The 24,924-nt window shown below is 73.7% G+C and carries 23 protein-coding genes; 9 read left to right on the forward strand and 14 right to left on the reverse strand.

All coding sequences use genetic code 11. From position 1 onward, the window contains the following. Window positions 1-68 precede the first annotated feature (68 nt). From E0L36_RS16980 to E0L36_RS16990, 3 genes are all read left to right on the forward strand, one after another. Window positions 69-413: a helix-turn-helix transcriptional regulator gene (locus E0L36_RS16980; RefSeq protein ID WP_180929821.1), complete on the forward strand. Its 345-nt coding sequence runs from the start codon at window positions 69-71 to the stop codon at window positions 411-413. Continuing rightward, a complete protein-coding gene (locus tag E0L36_RS16985; RefSeq protein ID WP_180929822.1) occupies window positions 410-1,159 on the forward strand; it encodes a permease prefix domain 1-containing protein in 750 nt (249 codons plus the stop codon). Before E0L36_RS16980 ends, E0L36_RS16985 begins: the two co-directional genes overlap by 4 nt. Window positions 1,160-1,936: 777 nt before the next feature. Further along, complete coding sequence (locus E0L36_RS16990; protein WP_308416788.1) at window positions 1,937-3,484, forward strand: aldehyde dehydrogenase family protein; 1,548 nt, start codon at window positions 1,937-1,939, stop codon at window positions 3,482-3,484. Between the two features lie 234 nt (window positions 3,485-3,718). Here the strand turns inward: E0L36_RS16990 and E0L36_RS16995 are convergent, their stop codons facing one another. The 3 genes from E0L36_RS16995 to E0L36_RS17005 form a co-directional block, all read right to left on the reverse strand. Further along, window positions 3,719-5,170: a catalase gene (locus E0L36_RS16995; protein WP_180929824.1), complete on the reverse strand. Its 1,452-nt coding sequence runs from the start codon at window positions 5,168-5,170 to the stop codon at window positions 3,719-3,721. Window positions 5,171-5,283: 113 nt separating this feature from the next. Next, window positions 5,284-6,111 carry an alpha/beta fold hydrolase gene (locus E0L36_RS17000; RefSeq protein ID WP_180929825.1) on the reverse strand — a complete coding sequence of 276 codons (828 nt, stop codon included), beginning with the start codon at window positions 6,109-6,111 and terminating at the stop codon, window positions 5,284-5,286. 165 nt (window positions 6,112-6,276) lie between these two features. After that, window positions 6,277-6,981 carry an HAD family phosphatase gene (locus E0L36_RS17005; RefSeq protein WP_180929826.1) on the reverse strand — a complete coding sequence of 235 codons (705 nt, stop codon included), beginning with the start codon at window positions 6,979-6,981 and terminating at the stop codon, window positions 6,277-6,279. Between the two features lie 135 nt (window positions 6,982-7,116). Between E0L36_RS17005 and E0L36_RS17010 the strand changes: the two genes are divergently transcribed. Further along, window positions 7,117-8,169: a lactonase family protein gene (locus E0L36_RS17010; protein ID WP_180929827.1), complete on the forward strand. Its 1,053-nt coding sequence runs from the start codon at window positions 7,117-7,119 to the stop codon at window positions 8,167-8,169. 120 nt (window positions 8,170-8,289) lie between these two features. On the opposite strand, the gene E0L36_RS17015 is transcribed toward E0L36_RS17010, so the two are convergent. The 5 genes from E0L36_RS17015 to E0L36_RS17035 form a co-directional block, all read right to left on the reverse strand. Continuing rightward, entirely contained in the window at window positions 8,290-9,219 is a 930-nt protein-coding gene (locus E0L36_RS17015) for a hypothetical protein (protein ID WP_180929828.1), read from the reverse strand. An 81-nt stretch (window positions 9,220-9,300) separates the two neighbouring features. Beyond that, window positions 9,301-10,326 (reverse strand): BadF/BadG/BcrA/BcrD ATPase family protein, encoded by a 1,026-nt coding sequence (locus tag E0L36_RS17020; RefSeq protein WP_180929829.1) that lies wholly within the window; start codon window positions 10,324-10,326, stop codon window positions 9,301-9,303. 26 nt (window positions 10,327-10,352) lie between these two features. Beyond that, window positions 10,353-11,030 (reverse strand): uracil-DNA glycosylase, encoded by a 678-nt coding sequence (locus E0L36_RS17025; protein ID WP_180929830.1) that lies wholly within the window; start codon window positions 11,028-11,030, stop codon window positions 10,353-10,355. A 508-nt stretch (window positions 11,031-11,538) separates the two neighbouring features. Further along, complete coding sequence (locus E0L36_RS17030; RefSeq protein WP_308416789.1) at window positions 11,539-13,944, reverse strand: ABC transporter ATP-binding protein; 2,406 nt, start codon at window positions 13,942-13,944, stop codon at window positions 11,539-11,541. Window positions 13,945-14,414: 470 nt separating this feature from the next. After that, entirely contained in the window at window positions 14,415-14,600 is a 186-nt protein-coding gene (locus tag E0L36_RS17035) for a DUF5132 domain-containing protein (protein ID WP_258016192.1), read from the reverse strand. A gap of 745 nt (window positions 14,601-15,345) precedes the next feature. On the opposite strand from E0L36_RS17035, the gene E0L36_RS17040 reads away from it, so the two are divergent. After that, window positions 15,346-15,552, forward strand: a complete 207-nt coding sequence (locus E0L36_RS17040; RefSeq protein ID WP_180929833.1) for a hypothetical protein — start codon at window positions 15,346-15,348, stop codon at window positions 15,550-15,552. A gap of 476 nt (window positions 15,553-16,028) precedes the next feature. Here E0L36_RS17040 and E0L36_RS17045 read toward each other — a convergent pair whose 3' ends face one another. The 5 genes from E0L36_RS17045 to E0L36_RS17065 all read right to left on the reverse strand — a co-directional run bounded on the left by E0L36_RS17045 (window position 16,029) and on the right by E0L36_RS17065 (window position 20,031). Next, window positions 16,029-16,697: a TetR/AcrR family transcriptional regulator gene (locus E0L36_RS17045; protein ID WP_180929834.1), complete on the reverse strand. Its 669-nt coding sequence runs from the start codon at window positions 16,695-16,697 to the stop codon at window positions 16,029-16,031. Between the two features lie 234 nt (window positions 16,698-16,931). After that, complete coding sequence (locus E0L36_RS17050; protein WP_180929835.1) at window positions 16,932-17,615, reverse strand: phosphatase PAP2 family protein; 684 nt, start codon at window positions 17,613-17,615, stop codon at window positions 16,932-16,934. A gap of 201 nt (window positions 17,616-17,816) precedes the next feature. Next, entirely contained in the window at window positions 17,817-18,755 is a 939-nt protein-coding gene (locus tag E0L36_RS17055; protein ID WP_180930074.1) for a M56 family metallopeptidase, read from the reverse strand. A 147-nt stretch (window positions 18,756-18,902) separates the two neighbouring features. After that, window positions 18,903-19,511 (reverse strand): DUF5134 domain-containing protein, encoded by a 609-nt coding sequence (locus E0L36_RS17060; RefSeq protein WP_180929836.1) that lies wholly within the window; start codon window positions 19,509-19,511, stop codon window positions 18,903-18,905. A gap of 127 nt (window positions 19,512-19,638) precedes the next feature. Then, window positions 19,639-20,031: a VOC family protein gene (locus E0L36_RS17065; RefSeq protein ID WP_180929837.1), complete on the reverse strand. Its 393-nt coding sequence runs from the start codon at window positions 20,029-20,031 to the stop codon at window positions 19,639-19,641. An 80-nt stretch (window positions 20,032-20,111) separates the two neighbouring features. Between E0L36_RS17065 and E0L36_RS17070 the strand changes: the two genes are divergently transcribed. After that, the gene (locus E0L36_RS17070; RefSeq protein WP_180930075.1) at window positions 20,112-20,627 is read left to right on the forward strand and encodes a GNAT family N-acetyltransferase; all 516 of its coding nucleotides are present in this window, start codon (window positions 20,112-20,114) and stop codon (window positions 20,625-20,627) included. Here E0L36_RS17070 and E0L36_RS17075 read toward each other — a convergent pair. Then, window positions 20,611-21,294: a glycerophosphodiester phosphodiesterase family protein gene (locus E0L36_RS17075; RefSeq protein ID WP_180929838.1), complete on the reverse strand. Its 684-nt coding sequence runs from the start codon at window positions 21,292-21,294 to the stop codon at window positions 20,611-20,613. The genes E0L36_RS17070 and E0L36_RS17075 overlap by 17 nt on opposite strands. 232 nt (window positions 21,295-21,526) lie before the next feature. On the opposite strand from E0L36_RS17075, the gene E0L36_RS17080 reads away from it, so the two are divergent. From E0L36_RS17080 to E0L36_RS17090, 3 genes are read left to right on the forward strand one after another with little or no spacing between them, the layout of a single operon-like run. Next, the gene (locus E0L36_RS17080) at window positions 21,527-22,924 is read left to right on the forward strand and encodes a DUF6421 family protein (RefSeq protein WP_180929839.1); all 1,398 of its coding nucleotides are present in this window, start codon (window positions 21,527-21,529) and stop codon (window positions 22,922-22,924) included. Between the two features lie 44 nt (window positions 22,925-22,968). Further along, window positions 22,969-23,748 (forward strand): SDR family NAD(P)-dependent oxidoreductase, encoded by a 780-nt coding sequence (locus E0L36_RS17085; protein ID WP_180929840.1) that lies wholly within the window; start codon window positions 22,969-22,971, stop codon window positions 23,746-23,748. Next, entirely contained in the window at window positions 23,727-24,845 is a 1,119-nt protein-coding gene (locus tag E0L36_RS17090; RefSeq protein ID WP_180929841.1) for a low specificity L-threonine aldolase, read from the forward strand. The genes E0L36_RS17085 and E0L36_RS17090 overlap by 22 nt, the downstream gene beginning before the upstream one ends. Window positions 24,846-24,924 lie beyond the last annotated feature (79 nt).

Raw genomic sequence — 24,924 nt, forward strand, 5'->3', positions numbered from 1 at the left:
CAGTGAGTGAATATATTGGCTGCCAATACATAGCACGCCTACAACGCTCATGTGTAGGCTGCCTACTTATGAAGAAGACCGACGCGGTGCGTGGGCACCTGGACGGGCTGCTCCTGGCGGCCCTCGAAGCGGGCCCGCTGCACGGCTACGCGATCATCACCGCCGTCCAGCGGCGCAGCGGCGGCGTGCTGGAGCTGCGCACCGGCACCGTCTACCCGGCGCTCAACCGGCTGGAGCGGCTGGGCCTGCTGAACAGCAGCTGGTGCTCCAGCGGCGAACGCCGCCGCCGCGCCTACGAGTTGACCGGCGCCGGACGGCGCGCCCTGGCCGGGGAGCGGAGCGCCTGGCGGGAGTTCACCACGGCCGTCGGGGCCGTGCTCGACCCCGGAACCCCGCGGGGCGGGACCGTATGAGCGCCGGTGACGGCCCGGCTCCGGTCCCTACCCGGGTCCGGGCCCGGGAGCGGGTCCCGGCGGCGGGCGGACGGGCGGAGACCGGCGGTAGCGAGGCGGTCGAGGAGCACCTCGCGGCGCTGGCGGCGGTGCTCCGGGGCCCGTCCCGGGCCAGGGCGCGGATGCTGGAGGAGCTGCGGCACGGCCTGACCGACACCGTAGCCGCCTACACCGACCAGGGGCTCCCGCCCCCGGCCGCCACGCGTCGCGCCCTCCACGACTTCGGCGGCGTCGAGGACCTGGCGCCTGACTGCCAGCGGGAGTTGACGATCGCCCAGGTGCGGCACACGGCCCGGGCGACGGCCCTCACCCTCCCACCGCTGGTGGCCTGCTGGCACCTGGCGCTCGCCCCGTCGCCCGGCGGCGGATGGCCGTTGTCACCGTGGGTGTTCCCGCTGGTGGTCCTGTCGCTGGTCGCGGTGGGGGCGGCGGCGCTGGCCGCCGGAGGACTGCTGGCCACCGGCGTCCTGGCCCGGCGCGTCCGCACTCCGCGACGGCTACCGCTGGCCGTCGCGTGGACCGGCAGCACCGCCAGCGTGGCGATGCCACTCGGCGGACTCGCGCTGCTGGTGAGCGCGCCCGGCGCCGCCAACTGGCCTCTCGTGCTGCTCGCGGCGGCGCTCACCGCGGCGGCGCACGCCGTGCTCGCGACCTCCGCCCGGCGGTGCCGGAGCTGCGTCCGGCCGCCGGAGTTCGGACGCGCCTGACGAACGCCCCGCCCGGCCCCCGAACCGCCGGAACGGCCTGGGACAGGGCGGAACGGCCCCCGGGCGGACGGCGGTTGACGGCCCCGCGCCCCGTCCGCCCCGCACGGCGTGACCGGAACCGGGCGTCCCGGGCCGGCCCGGGACACCGGCGCCCGTACCAGCGGCTCCTGCGGCCCGAACAGACGTGCCGCCGTGGAGAGTTGGGGAACCTCGCGGCGAACACGCCACCCCCGGCGCCCCCGTGGGGAGGTACCCTCACCTCTCCTCCGTCGGCTCCCGTTCCCCCTCCGGTGGGACGGCGCCCGGCGGGACGGGCCGGATCGTGTTCCCCCGAGGCGGTCGGGACTGGGGCCCCACCGGGCGGAACGGAGCGGCGCCGGAGGTGCGCCGGAGGCCGAAGGGGTGGCGGAGGGTGGCGAACCGCGCGGCCCGCGCACCCTCCCCGCCGGGCGGGTACTGATCACGTGGGCGCCCCGACGCCCCCTGCCGCGCTCCACCGCGACCCAGTACGCCCCTCGTCCCGATGAGCGAATCAACTCGGCCGGTCGGAGCGTGCGTTCCCCGTCACCGGCCGGTGTGCCGCCCCGCGCCCGTGGCACCCGGCGGCCCTCCCGTGGCCGGGAGCGGCACACCGGCCGGTTGAGGCGGTCCGGGGATCGGGCGACCATGGAAGCGCTTTCCACCCCGTGCGAGGAGGCGGCGCCGACGCTCGTCTCCGGCGGACCATGTCCGGGAAGCCCCGGGTGGATCGTCCGTGAGGTGACCCTGGAGGCTCGGGTGGACTTTCTCGCACGCGAACTGTGGCACGACCGGATCTACTCCGGCTCCTGGATACCCGTTCCACACGGCAGCTCGGTCGTCGAACCCGCCACCGGCGCGGTGCTCGGCCGCGTCGGGCGGGCGGAGGCGCCCGACGTCGACCGGGCGGTGACCTGGGCCGCCGAAGCCCAACGCGACTGGTCCGCGCGCGGACACGACCACCGTGCCGAGGTGCTGCGCCGCGCGGCGGCCCTGTTCGTCGAGCACGCCGAGGAGATCGCCTACTGGACGGCCAGGGAGTCCGGGGCCGCCCGACCGATGGCGGGCCGCGCCGCCCTGGTCGCCTCCGCGGAGTGCCATGAGGCCGCCGCCCTCGCGGCGCTGCCGTACGGCGAGGTGCTCCGCTCCGCGCAGCCCCGCCTCTCGCTCACCCGGCGCCGCCCGGTCGGCGTGGTCGGGGTCATCTCCCCGTTCAACGCGCCGCTGCTGCTCGCCGTCCGCGCGCTCGCGCCCGCCCTCGCGCTGGGCAACGCCGTGGTCCTCAAGCCCGATCCGCGCACCGCCGTCTGCGGGGGAGCGGTGCTCGCCCGGATCTTCGAGGCGGCGGGGCTGCCCGAGGGGCTGCTGCACGTCCTGCCCGGCGGCGCGGACGTCGGGCGGGCGCTGGTGCGGCACCCGCGCACCCCGGTCATCGCGTTCACCGGCTCCACCGACGCCGGGCGGGAACTGGCCCGAACGGCGGGGGAGTTGCTCAAGCGGGTCCATCTGGAGCTGGGCGGCAACTCGGCGCTCGTCGTGCTGGAGGACGCGGACGTGGGCCGGGCCGCGGCGGCCGGGGCACACGGCTCCTTCCACCACGCCGGGCAGATCTGCATGGCCACCGGACGGCACCTGGTGCACCGCTCCCTCGCCGAGGAGTACGTCGCGGCGCTCGCCGAGTGCGCGGAGGACGCCGTGGTCGGGGATCCGCGCCGCCCTGAGGTGACGGTCGGCCCGCTGATAGACGAGCGCCAGCGCGACCGGGTGCACCAGCTGGTCACCGCGAGCGTGACGGCGGGGGGCACCCTGGTGACCGGCGGCGGCTATCAGGAGCTGTTCTACCAGCCGACGGTCCTCACCGACCTGCCGGAGCACGCCCCGGCCTACGCGCGGGAGGTGTTCGGCCCCGTCGCCCCCGTGATCCCCTTCGACGACGAGGAGGAGGCCGTGCGGCTGGCCGCCGACTCCGCGTACGGCCTCTCGCTCGGCGTCCTCACCCGGGACGTGCTCCGCGGCCTCGCGTTCGCCGAACGGGTCCCCACCGGCCTGGTGCACATCAACGACCAGACGGTGAACGACGAACCGGCCGCTCCCTTCGGCGGGTTGGGGGACTCGGGCAACGGGGCGCGGCACGGCGGCCACCAGGCCAACCTCGACGCCTTCACCGAGACCCAGTGGGTCACCGTCCGCGCCGAACCGCCGCACCAGCCCCGGAGCGGCACCGGGCCCCTGGTGGTCAGCCAGGAGCGCCGTACCGTGCTCGACGCCGAACGACCGGCGGTGGCCAACGTGGAGTGGCCCGCGTGAGCCGGGGAACGCGCGGGGGCGTCCTCCGGCCGCGCTCCCGCAAGCCGGGCCGGTCGTCCCCAACCCCGCTGGGTCCGGGCCCCGGTGGGGACAGCCGGGCCGAACACCCCGGGGCGCGGGGGCCGTTGCCCCGGGATCGCTGAACCCGACGGCCCTGCCCGGGCGTTGACGCGGACACTGGAGCGGCCGGGCGGGTGGCGGCCCGCCCGGCCCCGAACTCCCCATCCGCCGGGGTCAGCTGAGCCCGACGCCCTGGGCGACCCGGTCGCCGGTCGCCCGGTCCACGTTCCGCCAGTACTCCACGGCGCGTTCCAGAACCGGCCGCGAGACCCCGTTCAGCAGGTGCCGGGTCACGTTGCCAACCAGCCGGTCCCGGGCCGCGTCGTCCAGCACCTCGCGGACCAGCGTCCCCGGCTGCCCGAAGTCGTCGTCCGCCGAGTGCAGGGTGTAGGCGGCCCGGATGATCTCGGCCGTCTCCACCGTCCACCCGGCCGGATGGTTGCAGCGCTCCTCGTCGGCGGCCGGACCGCCGTAGGAGTTGGGCGCGTACGGCCGGGCGACGTTCGGCGGGACGTAGCGCATCGCGCCGTCCTTGGCGTACGAACGCACCTCGCTGTCGGACCGGTTGGGCGGCAACTGGTTGTAGTTGGTGCCGACCCGGTACCGGTGGGTGTCGGCGTAGGAGAACAGCCGCGCCTGGAGCATCTTGTCCGGTGACGGCCCGGTCCCCGGCACCAGGTTGGACGGCTCGAAGGTGGCCTGCTCGATGTGGACGAAGAAGTCGTCCGGGTTGGTGTGCAGCGTCATCCGCCCCACCTCGGTGAGCGGATAGTCGCCGTGCGGCACGGTCTTGGTGACGTCGAAGATGTTGAACCGGAAGTCCGCCGCGTCCTCGTAGGGGATGAGCTGCACGTACAGCGTCCACGACGGGTGGTCGCCCCGGTCGATGGCCTCCAGCAGGTCCCGACGGTGGCAGTCGGCGTCCTCCCCGGCGAGCACGGCCGCCTCCGCGTCGGTGAGGAAGTCGACCCCCTGGTCCGAGATGAAGTGGTACTTCACCCACGTCTTCCGGCCCGCCGCGTTGACCCACAGGTAGGTGTGCGAGCTGTAGCCGTTCATCTGCCGGTAGGTGCGGGGGATACCCCGGTCGCCCATCAGGTACGTCACCTGGTGCGCCGACTCCGGCGACAGCGTCCAGTAGTCCCACTGCATGTCGTTGTCCCGCAACGCCCCCCGGATACCCCGCTTCTGGCTGCGGATGAAGTCCTGGAACTTGCTGGGGTCCCGCATGAAGAAGATCGGGGTGTTGTTGCCCACCATGTCGAACACGCCGTGGTCGGTGTAGAACTTCAGCGCGAACCCCCGGGGGTCCCGCCAGGTGTCCGGACTGCCGGTCTCCCCGGCCACGGTGGAGAACCGGGCCAGCATCCTGGTGCGCCGCCCCGGCTGGAACAGGTCGGCGCGGGTGAACTCACTGACGTCGTTGGTCACTTCGAAGGTGCCATACGCCCCGGAGCCCTTCGCGTGCACCACGCGCTCCGGAATGCGCTCCCGGTTGAACAGCGCCATCTTCTCGATGAGGTAGACGTCCTGGAGCAGCACCGGGCCGTCGGGGCCCGGGGACAGCGAGTACTGGTCGCTCTCGGCGGGGATACCGGACTCTGACGTGGTGAACTTCTCGCTCATGTGCACTCTCCGCGGGTGGTGCGGGACGGGGCGGGCCGGTGCGCGAGGGCGGGCCGGGACGGCGCGCGGTCCGGTCCCGACCGGCCGCGGTGCGCCGCGTGACGGCCCCGTCCTCAGGTACGCAGGAACTCCAGCAGGTCGGCGTTGAACCTCTCCTTCTCACCGGGGACGAGGGCGATGCCGTGGGAACCGCCCGGATAGATCTTGTAGACGGAGCGGGGGACGATCGTCGCGGCCCTCGCGCTCGCCGCGCCGATCGGGACCACCTGGTCGTCGTCGCCGTGGACGAGGAGGGTCGGGACGTCGAAGGCCCGGAGGTCCTCGGTGAAGTCCGTGTGCGCGAAGGCGTCGACACACCGCACCCCGCCCTCCAGGGTCTGCGCCATGGCCATCAGCCAGAAGGCGTCCCGGTTGCCCTGGGTGACCCGGTTCCCCTCCCGGTTGCCGCCGAAGAACCCCTCGGCGGTGTCCCTCCAGAACTGTGAACGCTCCGCGAGGAGCCCGCTCTTGATGTCCTCGAAGACCTCCGCCGGGGTGCCGTCCGGGTTGTCGGCGGACTGGACCATCACCGGGGGAATGGCCGAGAGCAGCACCGCCGACCGGAGCCGGCCGGTGCCGTGCCGCCCGACGTACCGGGCGAGTTCACCGCCACCCATCGAGTGCCCCACCAGGGTGACCTCCCGGAGGTCGAGCGCGGTGAGGAGGTCGTTCAGATCGTCGGCGAAGGTGTCGAAGTCGTACCCGTCCCACACCGGGGTGGAGCGGCCGTGCCCCCGGCGGTCGTGGGCGACGCCACGGTAGCCGTGCCCCGCCACGAGCCGCAGCTGCTCCTCCCAGGCTTCCCCGTTCAGCGGCCAGCCGTGGAGGAAGAGCACGGGACGGCCACCACCGTAGTCCCGGTAGAAGATCTCCACACCGTCGCGTGTCGTCACCGTGGGCATAGCGCTCCCTCTGCCGCCTCGCTGGATCGGGCCCACGCTCTCGTGCCCCGGCGTAGGCGACAGCTCAAAGGTAGACGTACTTCCCATATGGTGCGAAAGGTGTGCTTCCGTGCGAGTGACGGGCCGTCGCGGACCCTGCCCCGCCCGACGATCCGGGCCGCCGGGTCAGCCCACGGCCCAGGCGTAAGCGTGCCGCGGATCGAAAGCCGACTGGCCGCCCGCGACCAGCAGACCCGCGCTGGCGAACGCCGGATCCCCGGCCGCCACCGGCAGGTACGGGACCGCGACACAGCGCATTCCCGCCCGCCGGGCGGCCTCCGCACCCGGCGGCGCGTCCTCCACCACCACACACTCGGACGCCCCGACACCCAGCCTCCGCGCGGCCTCCAGGAACACCTCCGGCCGGGGCTTGCCCGCGACGACCTCCTCGGCCGAGACCCACACCGGGAAGAGCCGGTCCAGCCCGGTGTGCGAGAGCACCGCCCCGATCGCGGCGCGGGACGAACCGGAGGCCACCGCCAGCGGATGCCCCTCCCGGCGGAGCAACTCCGCGAACTCCCGCATCCGCGGGAACACCGCCATACGGGGAGCCAGCGCCAGGTACTCCCGGTCCTTCTCGGCGAGCAACCGCTCGACCGGCGCGGCGATGCCGTGCCGCTCGCGGAGCGCGCTCAGGGTCTCCCGGGTGCTGATGCCGATGAACCGGGTGTGGTCCGCCCATCTGAAACCGGGGACGCCGTGCGCGGCGAGCACCCGGCGTCCCGCCTCGTAGTAGTTCGGCTCGCTGTCGACGAGTGTGCCGTCGAGATCGAAGATCACCGCGGGGCGGGAGGTGGACCGCCGGACGGGGGAGTCGGATGCGCTGCTCATCCCCCCAGCATGGCAACGACCCGCGTCCCCGGCTCGCCCCCGGACGGCACCGGTCGCGGTTGCGGAGCGCGGGACCGCCGCCCGGTGCGCTGTTACCGTCGGCCCGGACCGGGGCGGTCAGCGACAGGAGGCGCGATGAGCGAGAACCGCGTCGGCGGCGAACAGTGGGCGTACATCGGATCGTTCACCGAACAGGGCGGCCACGGGATCACCACGGCCGCGCTCGACCCCGGCACCGGCGCCCTCACACCGGTCCACCACACGGGACCGGCCCTGCCCAACCCGTCCTGTCTGGCCCGCGCGGCCCACGCCGCGCTGCTGTACGCGGTCAGCGAGCTGCCGGAGGGCGGCGTGCGGGCGTTCTCCCTCGCCGACCCGGCGCACCCCGTCGCGCTCGGCCCGGTAGTACCCGTCGACGGCTCGGCGCCCACCCACCTGACGCTCGCGGGCGGACGGCTCTGGACCGCGAACTACGGCTCGGGCAGCGTCAGTTCACTGGCGCTCGCGGCCGGGGGAGAGCCCCTCACCCCGGCCGTCACCCACCAGCACCACGGCACCGGCCCCGACCCCGCCCGACAGACCGGCCCCCACGCGCACGCCGTCGTCCCCGACCCCTCCGGCCGCTGGCTGCTCGCCACCGACCTGGGCACCGACGAGATCCTGGTGTACGGACTGGACGGCGACCGCCCGCCGCGCGCTGTCCCGGCGCGACCCGGAACCGGCCCCCGCCACCTGGCTTTCCACCCCGACGGCACGCGCCTCCTACTGGTCAGCGAACTGGAGCCGACCGTCACCACCTGGCGCTGGGACGCCGCGGACGGCGGCCTGCGCGCGCTGGGCGAGTGCCGCACCCTGCCCGAGGACACCCCCGCCGAGGGCAACCACCCCTCGGGACTGGTCATCTCCCCCGACGGCCGCTTCGCCTGGGTGGCGAACCGGGGACACGACAGCGTCGCGGTACTCGCGCTCGACGGCGGACCCGACGGCACCGCCCGGCTGGTCACCACCGTGCCCTGCGGCGGGCACTGGCCGCGCTCCCTCACCGGGCACCCCACCGGCCGCCTGCTCTACTGCGCCAACGAACGCTCCGGCGACGTCACCTGGTTCGTGGTGGACCCGGCGGACGGGGTGCCCCGGCGAGCCGGTTCCGTCCCCGCACCGGCCGCCTCCTGGGTCGCCCTCGGCTGACGCCCGTCCCCAACTCCCCGCCGGACACCGGGACCAGCGGGGCCCAGCACACCGCGCGCCGGGCACCCGGGGCCCACGGGCCCGTCGGGCGGCCCGGCCGACACCACGGGAGACGTCCCCTCAGGGGGTGCTCCGCGCCCCCTGAGGGGACTGCGGGCCGATGCCCAGCTTCGCCGCGTAGGCGGAGGCGACCAGCTTGCCCACGGCCGGATAGGTGCCCAGCGGCTCGGCCGTCGCGCACCCGGCCTCCCGCGCCGCCGTCTCCAACAGCCCCTCGGGGATCTCCGGCCCGATCAGACAGGGCGCGATAGCCAGCTGTCGCGAACCGGCGCCCCGCAGCTGCTCCGCGACACGCGGCACGCCGCCCTCCTCGTCCAGCGCGGCGGCCAGCACCGGCACCGCCAGCCGGGCCGCGAGCAGCATGCCCGTGATCCCGGCGGCCTGCACGGCCTCCTCCCCGCCGAGGGTGGCGAGCACGATGCCGTCCGCCGCCGTCGCGACGGTGAACAGCCGGGCCCGGTCCGCCCGCGCGAGACTCGCCTCCGACAGCTTGACGTGCACCCCCTCCGCGAGCAGCGGGTGCGGCCCCAGCACGTCGGTCAGCTCCGCTCCCGAGCCGCTGTTCAGCACCGCCTGCCGTATCTGGCGCATCCGCGCGGCCTCGGGACCGGCCAGCAGCGGAACCACCACCGCCGGGAGTTCGTCCGCGACCGGCCCCGCCTCCTCGGAGGCGGCGGCGGCCTCCCGCGCCCGCGCGACCCGCTCCTCCGCGGCCTGCGTCAGGACGGTCCGCAGCGAGGGGAACTCCTCGTCGGTGCCATCGACATAGCCGATCCGGGCGTCCAGCCCGGGAAGTTCGGAACGGGCGATGCTGAGCGTCTCCTCGGCGAGGCCGCGGTGCGTGCCGGACGGCGTGCCCGGGACGGCCAGCACCAGCGCCGGGGCGTTCTCGGGAGCCACCACGGGCTCCGGCCGGCGGTGCCGTCCGGGCTGGCGTGGACGCGGCATTCGTACGGGCAGGCCGTTGTCGGGCCCTGTGGGGGAGCTCATGTGCCCGCATGCTAATGCCTTGCCCGGCCTCGCTGTTCGGGCGGGGGATACCGTCCTGGTATGTCCGCTTCGGCGTTCCGGTCAGAGAACAGATTCCGACGTCAGATGGGCAGCAACGGTCAGCAACGGGCGATCACGAGGGAGCACCAGCGTCCCGCGCGCAAGCCGGTCCGCCACCAGCAGCGCCCCGCGCAGCGGATCGCCCGGCGAGGGAACCTCGCGCGCCAGCGGCAGCCGGGCGGCCAGCTCCTCCCGCACCGGACCCAGCAGGCCCTCACCCAGCCGGAACAGCCCCCCGGTGAGCGCGACCCGGGCACCCTCCCCCGGGGGGCAGACCGCCGCCGCGCTCCGCGCGATCTCCCGGCCCGCCGCGCGCAGCACCCCCGCGGCCACCGCGTCCCGCGGAGCGCAGCGCGCCACCTCGGGCGCGAACGAGGCCAGCACCGCGGGCCGGTCCTGCCGCGGGTACAGCTGGCCCGGGAGTTCGCTGAGGGGTGCCCCGAACACCGCCTCGGCCCGCTCGCGCAGAGCCGCCGAGCCGCCCTCCCGGCCGTCGGCGGCACGCATCGCCGCCTCCAGCCCGGCGCGGCCGATCCACGCGCCGCCGCCGCAGTCACCGAGCAGATGACCCCAGCCGTCGGCCCGTCGCCAGGCCCGTAGATCGGTACCCATAGCGATCATTCCGGTACCGGCCGCGACCACCGCCCCGGGAGCCTCACCGAGCGCCCCGGCGTACGCCGTCACCCCGTCCGCCGCCAACGCGAGCCGCCGCACGTCGAGTTCCCGCGCGAACGCCCCGGGCAGCTCGGCCCGCAGCCCCTCACCCAGCGTCGCCATCCCCGCGGCCCCGACACAGACGGCGACGGGCGGCCCCGCCGAACCGGCCGCCGTCAGCAGCGCGCGCGCCGCCGGGAGCAACCGCCCCAGCATCGCCGCCGGTTCGATCCCCCGCGGCCCCGTGCGCACCGGTTCCCCGAGGTCCCGGGTCAGACCGTCGGAGGGCACGGCGGAGCCGTCAGCGCGGGCCAGCGCCACGCGCAGCCCCGACCCGCCGGAGTCGACCCCCAGCACCCAGCCCGGCTCGCCCTCCGGTTCCGGTCTTCGCACCCCCGCGCCCCCCGGCGCCCCACCGCTCACGGCAGCCGCCAGTCCACCGGTGACGCGCCCTGCTGCGCCAGCATCTCGTTGACTCGGCTGAACGGACGGGAGCCGAAGAAGCCCCGGTCGGCGGACATCGGAGAGGGGTGCGCGGACTCGACGGCGGGCGTGCCACCCAGCAGCGGGCGCAGGTTGCGCGCGTCCCGGCCCCAGAGCACCGCCACCAGGGGGCGCCCGCGCGCCGCGAGCGCCCGGATGGCCTGTTCGGTGACCTCCTCCCACCCCTTCCCCCGGTGCCCACCGGGTTTCCGCGGAGCGGTGGTCAGCGCTCTGTTGAGCAGCAGCACCCCCTGCTCGGTCCAGGGGGTCAGGTCCCCGTTGGAGGGCCGGTCGGCGCCGATGTCCTGGTGCATCTCGCGGAAGATGTTCTCCAGGCTCCCGGGCAGCGGCCGGACCTCCGGCGCCACCGAGAAGGACAGCCCGACCGCGTGGCCCGGCGTGGGATAGGGGTCCTGACCGACGACGAGGACCCGCACCTCGTCGAAGGGCTGCTGGAAGGCGCGGAGTACGTGCGCGCCCGCCGGCAGGTACGTTCTGCCCGCGGCGATCTCGGCCCGCAGGAAGTCGCCCATCGCGGCGACGCGTTCAGCGACCGGTTCCAGTGCCTTGGCCCAGCCCGGTTCGACGATCTCGTTCAAGGGTCGTGCAGCCACGGGCGCTCACTCTACTGGCTCAGCGGGACCGCCGGGCCCGCCCGCCCCGGCCCCATCGCCTCCGATCCACCGCCACCGGCCCACCGCCCACCCGAGTCCAGCCCGGACGCCGCACCGGTCCGGACGAGACGACGAGGGGACGAGTGGGTGATGAGACGGCGCGCACGGCCAACGGACCGCCTGGCACCCCGTGTTCGCGTCCCGCACCGGTACCGCCCGGGCCAGGGAGGCCGGTTGGGGACGGGCGGGGGATCGGCGGGAGACTGGCGGTGGACCGGCCGGCGCTCGTCGCCGGGACGCGCGGTGACCGGCGATCAACCGCCCCGCCCCGCACGGGAGTAACCCCGGGCCCGGAAGGCCACGGAGGCCCGGGAGTGGACCCCGGCGGAGCGCCCGTACTGCGGCACTCCACCCCGACCGTCCGAAATCCAGCCCCGCACCGGCCGGGGGTTCGTCGTGTGTGGCCGCCCCAGCGGCATGGGCGCCCCCTCGGTCGGTTAGCGGCCCGTCACGACAGCGGGAGCCCTCCCGCGACCACCGGTTCGGTGTCATCCACCGGTTCGGCGTCAGCCGTGCGGGCCGAGCCGCCCGGGACGATGCGCAGTTCGCGACCGGCCGTGGCCGCGAGCTGCCTGCCGGTGTCCGTGGGCCGCTCGCCGCCCGCCGCGGCTTCGCCCGTCTGTAGGCGCCACAGGTTGGCGTACTTGCCGCCGCGCCGCAGCAGATCGGTGTGGGTGCCCTGCTGGGCGACGACCCCGCCACGCTCCAGCACGTAGATGCGGTCAGCGTTCCGGACGGTGGACAGACGGTGCGCGATGACGATGAGGGTCTTGTCCCGCGCGAAGGTGTCGAGCCCACGCTGGATGGCTGCCTCCGTCTCGTTGTCGACCGCGGAGGTCGCCTCGTCGAGGATCACGATGGGCGGGTTGTCGAGGATCGTCCGAGCGAGCGCGACGCGCTGCCGCTGACCGCCCGAGAGCGCCGTGCCCCGTTCGCCGACCGGGGTGTCGTAGCCGGCGGGCAGCGCTTCGATGAACGAGTCCGCACCGGCCGCCTTCGCCGCGTCGATGACACGGGCCTGCGGAGCGTCGAAGCTGCCGTAGCGGATGTTGTCCGCGATGGTCCCGTCGAACAGGAAGGGCTCCTGGGAGACCAGCCCGATGGCCCCGCGCAGCTCCCGCAGGGACAACGTGCGCACGTCGACACCGTCGAGGAGGACCTGTCCGGAGTCCGGGTGCGCGAAGCGCATCAGGAGTCTGGCCACCGTCGTCTTCCCGGCCCCCGTGGCCCCGACCACGCCGGTGACCCGCCCCGAGGGGATCCGCAGGGACAGATCGCGCAGCACGGGCTCGCGCCCCGGATAGGAGAACGTCACGCCGGACAGCTCGAACGCCCCCCTGACCTCCCCGGAGAGTGACGCGCGTCCGCCCTGTGGCTCGGTGGGCAGCTCCCGCAGGTGTTCCAGCCGGCCGAACGCCGCGCGGGAGCGCTGGTAGCTGTCCGTCAGGACGCCGAGCCGGTTCAGCCGGGCGAGCGCGATCGTCGGCAACTCCACGAGGGGGCTGAAGCCCTCGACGGAGAGTTCTCCCAGCATCACGGACCTTCCGCCCAGCAGAAGGACGCCGGGCAGCGTGGCCATGGCACACATCCGCACCATGTGCGCCTGGAGCGCCGAACTGCGTCTCGTCTGGTGATTGGCGGAACCGTGCTCCTCGCTCAGCTCGGCCGCCCGCTGCTCCTCGTGGCTCTCGGTGCAGGCCGCCTTGACGGTCGCGTGTGCCTGGAGACCGTCGGCCATCCGGCTGTTGAGCCGCGAGCGGGTCTCCGCGGATCGCCGGTGGGCCGCGGTGACGCGCTTCTGGTAGTGGAACGAGAGCCAGGCGACCAGCGGGATCGGCGCGAAGGCGACCCAGGCGATCTGGGGGGCGAAGCAGAGCATCGCCGGCACCAGAACGGCGAAACACGTGCCCAGTTGCACGAGTTCGTGCATGGTGTGCCCGACGAAGGTGCCCAACTGACCGATGTCCTCGCTCAGCACGCGTGAGGTGTGGCCCGCCCGCTCGCCTTCCACGTCCGCGGTCGACAGCCGGAGGACGTGGGAGTAGGTGGTGGTACGCCAGTGGTGCTCGACGGCCTGGCCCAGCCGGTCCCAGTTGCTCTCCGCGAAGTACGACAGCCCCGCCGACACCAGCGTGCCCAGCGTCACCAGGCCGCCCAGGAGGTACATCTGACTGCTCAGGCCGACCACTCCCAGCCCGGCCAGCAGGTAACTCCCGCCCTGCACGAGGACGGTGATCGAGTAGGCGACGGTGGAGAAGACCGCGGCGTGGACCACCTGGTCGAGCACCGACAGGGTGGTCGCCAGGGCGCATCTCGCCCGGTGCTGACGGAAGAGCCGGGGGAGGAAGGGGGAGCGGCGGTCGGAGGAGCTCTCGCCTCCACCGGAACGTCGCAGCGCCCGTCTGATGACGACAGCGGTCGCGGCGCCGATGAGGCCCAGACTCACCCAGGGGCCGGTCAGCCACGCCAGGCCGAACTTCGCGCTGCCCAGCACGGCGGTGGCGGCCGCGCCGCCGCCGAGCGCCACCGTCACGGCGTCCGGGCCGCGGCGCTCGGCTGGGACCCCGTCGGCGGTGAGGCGAGGACCGGAAGCGGTCTCAGCGGAGCCGCCCGCCACCTGTGGCGCCGGGCCCGGCGAGGTGGCCGGAGCCGAGGCGGGGAAGGCGCGCGACAGCACCCCCTCGATGGTGCGACGCACCAGTTGGGCCGCTTCCCCCTCCGTGAGTTCGGGTCCGTGGAGGACCAGCAGCCCTCCGGTGATCACGCTGACCCGAGCCTCCCGGACCCCGGGAGCCGCCAGCAGCGCCCGTTCCAGTAGCCGGGCGAGGTTGACCCGCCCACGGGCCGCCTCCACCTGCCATCGCTGGCGACCCGGAACAACGGAGCGAGGACGGGCCGGGGCGGAGTTCTGGCGCACAGGCACGCCCGGGCTCACCCCAGAAGGCCCATACAAAAATGACATAAGAGACGTTTTCCACTTGCTGTAGTCAAGAGTGCCGCCGAGCTGCGAAGGGTTCCCTCGGAGGGGGTAACTGCCCCACGACCGTGGTCAGTTGCGTCACGACGGACGGTGGAACGGGCCGTACCGGCCCGCGGGCCGACCGCGCGGGGCCAGGCCTCGGTGGGTCAGACGGGGTCGCCCGCGAGGAGTGTCGGAGCGGTACGGCAGCGGAACATCACACTGGGCCCCCGGGGATCACGGCGGGACTCCGGGCGGGTCCTTCACGACGGCGAACGAGCGACTCGGCGGTTCTCATCCCCTCACCAAAGGACCCACCCCTCACATCCCGGCCCCGGTCACTGCCAGGCCGCGACGAGCGACCACTAGGACTTGACCGTGGCCGCGCGGGCCTTCGGGGGAGCCTTGCGCGTTCCCTGGCCCTCCGTCGCGGTGGCCTCGCTGACGAAAGCCTCGGCACTGGCTTCGGCCGCGATGTCCTGTAGCTCCTCGGTCATTTGGTGAGCCGCGCGCTTGGCGTCGACGGCGATCTTGACGGATGTCTTGAACATCCCGCGTGCGGCCGTCTGAACGGCTCGCTTGGCTACGGGAGCCGCGACGACTCCGATGATGAAGGGGGGCACGAAAGGCAGCATGCTGGTTCCATTCCGATCTTGCGGCAGGAGAATTGTCACGGTGAGGTGCCAACCGGACCGCTGCGGCGTGTGATTGATCGACAACTCACGCGACGGGCGTTCAAACCGGCGGCACAAACCGGTGATTGGCATACTAGGGTCCGGAATCAAGTGCCTGCGAGGCACGCCCTCGCTCTTCACTCCATCGAGTAATCGCCCGGAATCCGGGCGCGGTTCGCCCGGAACCCCTGAGCTTTCCGGGCCGCTTCCGCTCAGCCCCCTGCTGGGAGTTCGGTCGCCGCGCGGAGGAGAGGCGGGGCCCACTCGGTTCACGCGGTGGGGGTTCTCCGCTCCGGGGCGTGCGGACCGCTCGCTGATCCGCGAACTCGTGCGCGGTGCGTGGCGGTACGCGACGCGCCGCCCGGAAATGCGCTCCGGCTCGATGCCCGATGAGTCCCCCGCGCGGTGGGTCCAGTGGGGGATCGACGGTGCGCCGTCGCTCGTTCGAGTGTCAGTACCGTCAGGCGCGGCCCTCGCGTCGCCCGGCGTGGCAGGTTCGCCTGCCGAGCCCCGAACCGCCGCAAGTGGTGGTTGAACGGCGTGCTCGTCGCGGTGAGAGCGGCTGCCCCGGGTGGTCGGCTCAGCGTGACGGGGCGAGGGGCCGGGACAGGGTTGCGGAAGGGTGGTCGAGCAGATGACGTCAGTCGGTCGGGAACAGGAAGGGGAGTCCGTCATGTTGTACAGTGCCCAACTCCATCTCGTGAACGGACAGCACCAACTCTTGGTGACGGACGCGGAAAGCGGCCACACCGACGTCATTCCCGTCACGAAAAAGGCCGTCAGCCGCCTGCCGACGTATCTGGGCATGCTGAAAAAGGCGGCGAAGTAACGTCGGAATGAACTGAGTCACGCGGTCCGCTCCGAGAGAGGGCGGAATCGGCCTCCCGTGGCCGTGAACGACTCCAGCGGAATGTCCGGCCGGAATACGGGGAGTTGGGCCAACTCACGTTCCGCCGGTGACGAGCGCGGTGAGGTCGAACCCCGCGAGCCGTTCCGTACGGCAGCGGGAGACAACGGTCGCGTACGGCGACGGGCGGGGGGAGGTCCGGCGGTCCCGGTCCTGCTTCGAGCCCGAGTCGCCCGCGAGAGGGTGGCGTTGCCCCGCTGGCCCGTGGCGCCAGGATCGCGCGTGACCGCGCTGTGTCGTGATGCGACGGAGCCCTCCGGTGTTCCCGGCGTCCGTGTCGAACACCGCCCGGTCGCGAGGGGACGGCCAGCGGCGCCGGGGCGGACGGTGAACGCCCTGTCGGGTGCCCGGGGTTCGGGACGAGGGGCCGCCGGAGGCCACGGGGCACGGCGGTCTGGTCAGTGCGGGGCGCGGGGGCCGGGCGGGGCCTGGGCGATCAACTGCCGTGTGCCGCCCGGGGGCAGGGGGCCCGGCGGGGCGCCCAGCTCCCACTCCAGCCCGTAGCGGTCGAAGAGTTCGGCGCGCAGCCGCTCCAGCGGCATCGGCGCCCCGGGGAGCAGCACGGCCACCACCGCGCCCATGAGTAGCGCCCGCAGCAGCGGGTAGTCGGTGTCCGGATCGGGCGAGCCGAAGCGCGCCATCGTGGTGTGCAGCAGATGGGCCAGCCGCTGCTGTTCGTCGCACTGCACGAATCCCTCCTGCTGGAGGATGCCCGCCATGTGTGCCCGCATCAGCGTGGGTTGGTCCCGGGCCAGGCCCAGGATGGCGTCGATGGCGCGGGCGAGTGACTCCTGGCCCGCCTCGGGGCCCTGGGGCAGGGGAGGGCGCTCCAGCGCCTCGCCCAGCGTCCGGTGCATCGTCCGGTGCACGGCGGACTGGAACAGCTGCCGTTTGCCGGGGAAGTAGTAGGAGATCAGCCCGCGGGCCGCCCCCGCGCGGTCGGCGATGTCCCCGAGGGTGGTCGCCTCGTAACCGTGTTCCGCGACCAGTTCGACGGTCGCCTGGAGGAGACGAGTGCGTGAGCGTCGGCGCAACTCTTCATTGACCAAGGCGCTCCGAGGGGACATGCTATAACTCCTGCGTTGACTGGCCCGCAGCCAATATACGCCCATGGCCAGGTCAGGGCAGCATGACTTCGGACGCACGCCGCGCCGTTCACGGCTCGCGTCCGGCTCGGCCGCCGATATCGGAGCGACGCGGGGGATCGCTCCGATATCGGCACGTACGGTGGCCGGTGGCGGGTGAGGCCGAACACCCGCCACCACCACGGCCCCGCCCCCCCCCGGAGCGGGGCGTCCGCGTCAGACGGCGGCGTCCCGCGCCACCCCGCGCTCGTCCCGGCTGGCTCGCCGCTCCCGCAGGTTCCAGAGCGCCACGGCGCCCAGCCCGGAGGCCGCGCCCAGCAGCGTCCCCACCAGGGTGTCGGTCAGCCAGTGCACCCCGAGCGCGACGCGGGTGAAGGCGACTCCGGCGACGGAGAGTCCGGCGACCGCCACCGCGCACCCCCACGTCCGGCCCCTGGCACCCCCCAGCCGCACCAGCCAGAGCAGCAGGACCCCGGTGACGGCGGCGGTCATCGCGTGCCCCGAAGGCATCGCGGCGTACTGGGCGGTGTCCACGGGCTCCGCCCACCGCGGTCGCTCCCGGCCGACCGCGGCCTTCAGCAGCTGCTGAACGGCCGTAGTGGCGACGGCCGTTCCGGCGACCCACAGCGCCAGCCACGGCAGTCCGCGCCACAGCAGCAGGCCGACGGCGGCGGTGAGCAGCAGCCGCATCGTCCAGGGGTCCCACACCCAGTCCGTCAGGATCCGGTTGGCCCGGGTCCAGCCGGAGTGGGCCAGCGCGATCTCGTGCAGCGCGACGGCGACCCGTCTGTCGAGCTCCAGCAGCGGACGCCATCCGGCGCTCACCAGGGTGAGCGGGACAAGCGCGAGGAGCGTGAGCGTCACCGCGAACCGCGCGGGCCGCGCGGGCTGACCGTCCATGGGTCGATCCTCTCCCACCCCGGGGGGCCCGTACAGCGGCCGAACCCGAACGCGCCACGGACCGGGGGGAGATGACTGGAAAGACGGAGAACACCCGGGAGACCGGCGGGGCGGGGTGGCGGACTCGGCCGCCGTCGGCCACCGCCCCGGCGGACTCGCGAGCGGCCCGCCGCGAGCGCGCGTCCCGGAGGCGGGCGGCCGTCAGTCCAGCACGGTCAGCGCGGGGACGAAGGTGACCAGCAGCGGCAGCAGCGGCACCAGGGAGGCCAGCGCCGTCATCCGGACGCGGCGGCCGAACGACAGCCGGGGCGCGGCGGAGAGCAGCCGGTGCACCCGCTGTGAGACCTGCGCCAGCGGATGGGAGCCGGGGCCGAACGCCCCACGGTCCTCGTTCAGTTCCACCAGGGCCAGCGCGATCGTCAGCCGTCCGTAGCGCCGCGAGGCCACGTCGTCCGCGGCCATCTCCACCAGCTGTCGCACCTGGTCACGGAAGCCGGCGAACACCGGGACGCGGGGGAAACCGGTCGCCAGCGCCGAGGAGCAGTGCAGCAGCCAGTCGTGCCGGGCACGCGCGTGACCCTGCTCGTGCTCCAGTACGGCGTCCAGCTGACGCCCCTTGAGACGGTGCAGCGCGCCCGTGGTGATCACCAGCCGGGGTGGGGTGTCCGGCAGCCACCAGGCGTCCGGCCGGTCGTCCTCCAGCACCACCAGCGGCTTCTCCAACGACGGCCCCTCGCCGGGCAGTTGGGGAGCGCGACCGCGCAACTCCGCGCGGCGGCGGCGCCGTCGGGAGCGGGCCTCCACCACCTCACGCAGCAGCATCGCTCCCGTCCAGGCGCCACCACAGGCCAGCAGCACCGCGAGCGCGCCGGACCAGGGGCCGTGCGCGCTGAGCGCGTACGCCTCCACCACACCGGGCGGGGCGGGCGCGAAGACGTGGTTGCGCACCACCTGCCAGGCGGAGGCGGCGGAGAGCGCCATCGCCAGCGCGCAGCACAGCAGGACGGCGGCGACCACGCACTGCCACACCCACAGGGCGAGGACCGGTTCGCGCTCGGGCCAGGACGACCGGGTCAGCACGCGCGGTGCCACACCCGCGGCCACGGCGGCCAGTGCCAGCAGGGCGAGCGGGACCATCATGGTGGTCACACTAGGGTCAACGGGGTATCGCTGAACGGTCTCGCCCGCAGAAGTGACGTATCCCTCACCTCCCGCGCCCCGGCCCCGGGTCGCCTCGGACGGGTGGGCCGCGTCCCGGAAGGCTCGGCGGCCCGCCCCGGCGGCGCCTCACAGGGTGAGCAGCATCGCCACCATGGCCGTGGTCATCGCCAGGTGGGAGGCGGCCGCGAGTTCCGGCGCCTCCCCGCGCGCCGCCACGGGCGGCCCGCTACCGGGAAGCATCCGGTGCGCCTGTCCCGGCAGCGGAAGCACCAGGCAGAGCACCAACGCCCAGGTGACCACCGGGACTCCGGGCGGCCCCGTGCCCGGCGCCTGGTGCGCCGAGCCCATCGCCCAGGCCATGTAGACCATGGCGAGCGCCCCGCCAGCGAGCCGCAGATGGTGGGCCACCGGTCGTGTCTCCGCCACCCGGTCGCCCCCGTGGCGCGCCGACCCCCGGGGCCCGCCACGGGGACCGTCCCCCCGCCGGGCCGCGTGCAGTGCCAGGGCGCACTCCCCGAGCGCGGACGTGGTGAACAGCCCCACACACAGTGGTGGGGACAGCGGTCCCGGCGCGACGGGCAGCGCCATCGCCGCCATCCCGCCGCCCATCACCGCCTCGCTCAACGCGCCCCACCGCCGCGCCCCGGCCCCGGGAGCCACCCGCAGCAGGCAGACCGCGCCGCCCAGCGCCGAGACCGCCACCAGCAGCCAGCCGACCATCGGGGGACCGTGCACGCGCCGCCTCCCCTCCGGGCCGCCGTCAGCGGGGCAGAGCCGGCCCTGGCGGAGGCTGCCCGCCGACGCTTCGCGTACGGGAGCGCATCGTGGCGCCGGGGGAGCGCTGAGCGCGGGGGGTGTGCGCTCAGATGCCCGGCCGGTAGCGCATCGGATGGTCGGCAGGTACCTCGACCACGCAGATCCGCACCCCGTCCGGGTCCGTGATCCACATCTCGATCAGCCCCCACGGTTCGCGCACCGGGGGCCGGAGCACCTCCACGCCCGCGTCCACCAGCTCCCGGTGCGCCTCCTCGGCGTCCGGTACCTGGAGCCACAACTGGAGCCCCGGCCCGGGCGGTTCGGCGGACCGCCCCGACACCTCCAGGAAGCCACCGCCCAGGAAGTAGACGGTCCCCCGCTCGGGACCGGTGCCGAACTCCCGGTAGATCGCCAGCCCAAGCGCCTCTCCGTAGAACGCCCGCGAGCGCTCCGGATCCGTGGGCCGCACCATCGCTCTGCTGCTCAGTACCCGCACCATGGGGGCACCATATGTCCGGTCACGCCGTCGGGACGCGGGCGTAGGCTCGTGGCGTGCACAGTGACAGTGAGACGCGGCGGCTGGTGGCGGCCCCCGCGACCGAGGACGACACGGGCGAGCTGACGACGCTGATCGAGTCGGCCTATCGCGGGCGGAGCAGCGTGGGCTGGACGACGGAGGCCGATCTGCTGGAGGGGCGGCGCACCGACCCCGAGGACCTCGCGCTGATCGTCAAGGATCCGGAGAGCCTGCTGCTGACCTTTCGTCGGGACGGCGAGCTGCTCGCCTGCTGCCAGCTGGAGCGCCACCCGGGCCATGGCTACTTCGGCCTGTTCGCCGTGTGCCCCGGCGCACAGGGCGGCGGACTCGGCTCCTCGGTCCTCGCCGAGGCGGAGCGCCGGGCGCGGGACGACTGGGGCGTGGCCGAGCTGCGGATGAAGGTGATCCGGCAGCGCGCCGACATGATCGCCTGGTACGAGCGCCGTGGCTACACCCGCACCGGCGAGCTGAGCCCCTTCCCCTACGGCGACGAGCGCTTCGGTGTCCCGCTCCGCCCGGACCTCGTCTTCGAGACCCTGGTCAAGCCGCTGCGCTGATCGCCCGCCGGATCTCCGGGCGGTCGGTGACCACTCCGTCGAGCCCGAGCTCCCGGACCCGCGCCAGCTCCTCCGGGGTGTTGACCGTCCAGCTGATCACCTTGATCCCGGCCGCGTGCGCGCGGGCCACGGTGTCCTCGTCGAGGTGGCGCAGCTCCAGCGAGATCATCCCGGCGCCGATCTCCTGGGCGCGCTCGGGCGCGGTGGGGGAGGATCGCCCGGCGACCAGCACGATGGGGATGTCGGGCAGCAGCTCCCGGGTCTCCCGCAGGGCCTCGCGGTGGAAGGAGATCACCGTCACCCGGTCGTGCAGCCCGCGCGCCTCGATGACCTCCGCGAGGACCCGGGCGGCGGCCCGGTCCTTGATCTCCGCCTGGAGGGGCGCCCGCACCGCGTCCACGACCTCCTCGAACACCGGGATCCGCTCGCCCGATCCGGCGTCCAGCTCGCGCAGCTCGGCGAGGGTGAACTCGCCGATGGGGCCCTCGCCGTCGGTGGTACGGGCGACGTCCGCGTCGTGCATCACGACCAGCGCGCCGTCCTTGCTCAGGTGCAGGTCCAGCTCGATGACGTCGAGGCCCTCGCGGTCGGCCCGGACGAAGGAGCGCAGCGTGTTCTCGGGCTCGACGCCCATCACTCCGCGGTGTCCGACGGTGAGCAGTGGCACGGCGCGCTCCGCCTCCCTGGCTGGGTGTGGACGTGCGGTCCGCCCCGCACGCGCCGCCAGACTAGCGGGCTCCGCCAGGTCCGGGGCCCGAGCCGGTGTACTCCCGGCCGCACCGGAAACTATCCCGTCAGGCGGCATCTAAACCGCATAGTCTCCTGTCACTTCCCCTTGAGGCTCACAGCTCTCCTGGTTACTGTGCAAGTACGAGAAAGTATCCCGCAGAGGGGCGGCTATGACGGAAATTCTTTCGTACGACTCCGCGGAGAGTGGCGTTCCCTCCGGACGCCCCGTGGTGGAGCACCCTTCCTGGGCGGCGCTCAAGCAGGCCGTCGAGGCCGTGCGCCCGGCCCAGTCCGCCGACGGATCCATCGACTTCACCGCCGAGGGCGCTCCCACCCCGGACGCCGTCCGCGCCGAGATCGAACGCGTCCGCGCCGCGCTCGACGACCTCTCCCCCCTGCTGCCACACGACGCCGAGTACCACCGCGCGCTCTCCGCCGACTTGCTCCGCTGGGCCGACGACGGCTTCGGCGTGCCCGATTTCCTCGACTCGCTCCTCGCCTTCCAGCCCGCGCGGGCACGCGAGGACGGCCTCCAGCACCTCGTCGTCTTCCCGATGTACACACAGAACGGCAACCCCGACCGGAACCTGGAGGCCCTGGTCCTCCGGATGGTCTGGCCGGACTGGCTGGCGGAGCTGGAGCGCGACCGCTACGACAACCCGCTGTTCTGCGGCATCACCTTCGAGGACTTCACCCCCGGCTACGACACCCACTCCGCGGTGCTCTTCCCGGAGACCGTGGCGGTGCGCGAGGCGCCCGAGCGGTTCAGCTGGGGCGGCATCTTCTGCGACCGGGAGGCCGCCCGCTTCCGCCGCGTCGTCGAGGCCGCCTGCGAGGTCACCGGGCTGGAGGTGCCCCCCGAGGCCCGCGAGCTCCTCGCCGACCAGCAGCGCTGCCAGGAGACCTTCGTCCTCTGGGACATGGTCCACGACCGTACGCACAGCCACGGCGACCTGCCCTTCGACCCGTTCATGATCAAACAGCGCCAGCCCTTCTGGATGTACGGGCTGGAGGAGCTGCGCTGCGACCTCACCGCCTTCCACGAGGGTGCCCGGCTCGCCGCCGACGGCTACCCCCAGGGCCTCGACGTCCAGCACGCCGTTCTGCTGGAACGCCTCTTCCGCTTCCCCGTCACCGGAGAGCGGCGGCGCAACTACGACGGCCTCGGCGGCCAGCTGCTCTTCGCCTACCTGCACCAGCACGAGGCGCTGCGCTGGCGGGACAACCAGCTCAGCATCGACTGGGACCGGGCACGCGAGGTGACCGGACGGCTCCGTGAGGAGATCGAAGGGCTCTACCGGGCCGGAATCGACCGCCCCAAGATCGTCCACTGGCTGAAGGCGTACGAGCTGGTGTCCACCTACCTCGCCCCGCACCCCGGGTCCACCTGGGCCAAGGGCCCGGACGCCCTCGACCTCTCCCTCCCGCCGCGCAAGCTCGTCGACGAGGTGCTGCCGGACGAGTTTCCGCTGAGCATGTTCTACGAAGCACTCGCGAAGAAGCTGCGGACTGTGATCGCATCGACCGAGGGCATCACCGCGGCGCCGGCCGGCCAGGCCGCGGCCTGAACGCTCACGAACGGTCACGGTGCTGGTACGAGGAGGCTGCGCGCATGACGGAGACGACCGCCCGCGGATATCAGGGCAACGGAGGCGGAAAGCTGGAGGGACGCGTGATCGCCGTGGCGGGCGCCGCCGGCCCGGCCGGGCGGGCGGTCCTGCTGCGCCTGGCCGAGGAGGGCGCCGAGGTGATGGCGGCCGACGCGGACGCCGAGCGGCTGGCCGAGGCGGTGGACGCGGCGCGCTTCGCGCACGGCGGCGCCACGGTCACCGGTGACACCGTCGACCTGCTCGACCTGGACGCCACCCGGGCGTGGGCCGCGCGAACGGAGAAGGAGTTCGGCCGGATCGACGGACTGGTGCACCTGGTGGGTGGCTGGCGCGGCGCGGCCACCTTCGCCGAGACCGACCTCGCCGACTGGGACACCCTGCACGACCTGCTGATCCGCACCGTGCAGCACACCTCGCTGGCCTTCCAGGGCGCCCTGGAACGCGGCGGCAACGGACGCTTCCTGCTGGTCAGCGCCATCGGGGCGAGCAAGCCCAGCGCGGGGATGGCCCCGTACGCCGCCGCGAAGGCCGCCGCCGAGGCGTGGACCCTCGCCCTCGGGGACGCCTTCCGCAAGGCGGGGGGCGACGCGGGCCCGCCCGCCGCCGCTGCGATCCTGGTCGTCAAGGCGCTGGTGGACGACCAGATGCGGGCCGCCCGCCCGAACGCGAAGTTCGCGGGCTTCACCGACGTCCGGGAACTGGCGGGCACCATCGCCGGATCGTGGACCGAGCCCACCGAGGAAGTGAACGGAAAACGCCTGTGGCTGACTCCCCGTCCCTGAGCGCGCGCGCCGCCGCCCCCACCACCCCGTCCCCGCGGACCACCGACGCCCGTCGCCGCCACGACCCGGAGGTGCGCGGCTTCGCGAGCGACAACTACGCGGGCGCGCACCCCGAGGTGCTGGAGGCGATCGCCCTCGCCAACGGCGGACACCAGACCGCGTACGGAGGTGACGACTACACCGGCCACCTCCAGCAGGTCATCCGCAGCCACTTCGGCCGCCGGGCCGAGGCGTTCCCGGTGTTCAACGGCACCGGGGCCAACGTCGTCTCCCTACAGGCCCTCACCGACCGGCGGGGAGCGGTGATCTGCGCCGACTCCGCGCACATCCACGTCGACGAGTGCGGGGCGCCCGAGCGCGTCGGCGGCCTCAAACTGCTGACCGTGCCCGGCGAACACGGCAAGCTCACCCCGGAGCTGGTCGACCGGGAGGCACACGGCTGGGACGACGAGCACCGGGCGATGCCCCAGGTCGTGTCCCTGACCCAGAGCACCGAACTCGGCACCCTCTACACCCCCGACGAGATACGCACGCTCTGCGATCACGCCCACGAGCGGGGCATGTGGGTACACCTGGACGGCGCGCGGCTCGCCAACGCCGCCGCCGCGCTCGACACGCCGATGCGGGCCTTCACCAACGCCGCCGGAGTGGACGTCCTCTCGCTCGGCGGCACCAAGAACGGGCTGCTGTTCGGCGAGGCCGTGGTGGTGCTCAACCCGGACGCGGTGCGCGGAATGGCGCACCTGCGGAAGCTGTCCATGCAGCTCGCCTCGAAGATGCGCTTCGTCTCCGCCCAGTGGGAGGCGCTGCTCGCCGGAGACCTCTGGCTGCGGAACGCCCAGAACGCCAACGCCATGGCCCGGCGGCTGGCCGAGGGCGTCGCCACGGTCGACGGGGTGGAGATACTGCACCCCGTCGAGGCGAACGTCGTCTTCGCCCGGCTGCCGCACGAGGTGAGCGAGCGGCTCCAGAAGCGCTACCGCTTCTACTTCTGGGACGAGGCGGCCGGCGACGTCCGCTGGATGTGCTCCTTTGACACCACCGGGGCCGACGTGGACGGCTTCGTGACCGCGCTCCGCGAGGAGATGGGCCAGTAGTCACCGCACCCGGAGGCGCGGGCCGGACGTCGGGAGGGCCGGGGCACACGCCCCGGCCCTCCCGCACGTGGTGCGCCGC

The sequence above is a fragment of the Streptomyces sp. AJS327 genome (genome assembly GCF_013450295.1).
In the GTDB taxonomy this organism is placed as follows: domain Bacteria; phylum Actinomycetota; class Actinomycetes; order Streptomycetales; family Streptomycetaceae; genus Streptomyces.

Coding starts and splice junctions, on each gene's coding strand:
- E0L36_RS17005 (WP_180929826.1), bottom strand. CDS start 6,981: ATGAGCAGCGCATCCGACTCCCCCGTCCGGCGGTCCACCTCCCGCCCC.
- E0L36_RS17065 (WP_180929837.1), bottom strand. CDS start 20,031: ATGGTGCGGGTACTGAGCAGCAGAGCGATGGTGCGGCCCACGGATCCG.
- E0L36_RS17055 (WP_180930074.1), bottom strand. CDS start 18,755: ATGATGGTCCCGCTCGCCCTGCTGGCACTGGCCGCCGTGGCCGCGGGT.
- E0L36_RS17000 (WP_180929825.1), bottom strand. CDS start 6,111: ATGCCCACGGTGACGACACGCGACGGTGTGGAGATCTTCTACCGGGAC.
- E0L36_RS17010 (WP_180929827.1), top strand. CDS start 7,117: ATGAGCGAGAACCGCGTCGGCGGCGAACAGTGGGCGTACATCGGATCG.
- E0L36_RS16980 (WP_180929821.1), top strand. CDS start 69: ATGAAGAAGACCGACGCGGTGCGTGGGCACCTGGACGGGCTGCTCCTG.
- E0L36_RS16985 (WP_180929822.1), top strand. CDS start 410: ATGAGCGCCGGTGACGGCCCGGCTCCGGTCCCTACCCGGGTCCGGGCC.
- E0L36_RS16995 (WP_180929824.1), bottom strand. CDS start 5,170: ATGAGCGAGAAGTTCACCACGTCAGAGTCCGGTATCCCCGCCGAGAGC.
- E0L36_RS17045 (WP_180929834.1), bottom strand. CDS start 16,697: ATGTCCCCTCGGAGCGCCTTGGTCAATGAAGAGTTGCGCCGACGCTCA.
- E0L36_RS17085 (WP_180929840.1), top strand. CDS start 22,969: ATGACGGAGACGACCGCCCGCGGATATCAGGGCAACGGAGGCGGAAAG.
- E0L36_RS17015 (WP_180929828.1), bottom strand. CDS start 9,219: ATGAGCTCCCCCACAGGGCCCGACAACGGCCTGCCCGTACGAATGCCG.
- E0L36_RS17080 (WP_180929839.1), top strand. CDS start 21,527: ATGACGGAAATTCTTTCGTACGACTCCGCGGAGAGTGGCGTTCCCTCC.
- E0L36_RS17050 (WP_180929835.1), bottom strand. CDS start 17,615: ATGGACGGTCAGCCCGCGCGGCCCGCGCGGTTCGCGGTGACGCTCACG.
- E0L36_RS17035 (WP_258016192.1), bottom strand. CDS start 14,600: ATGTTCAAGACATCCGTCAAGATCGCCGTCGACGCCAAGCGCGCGGCT.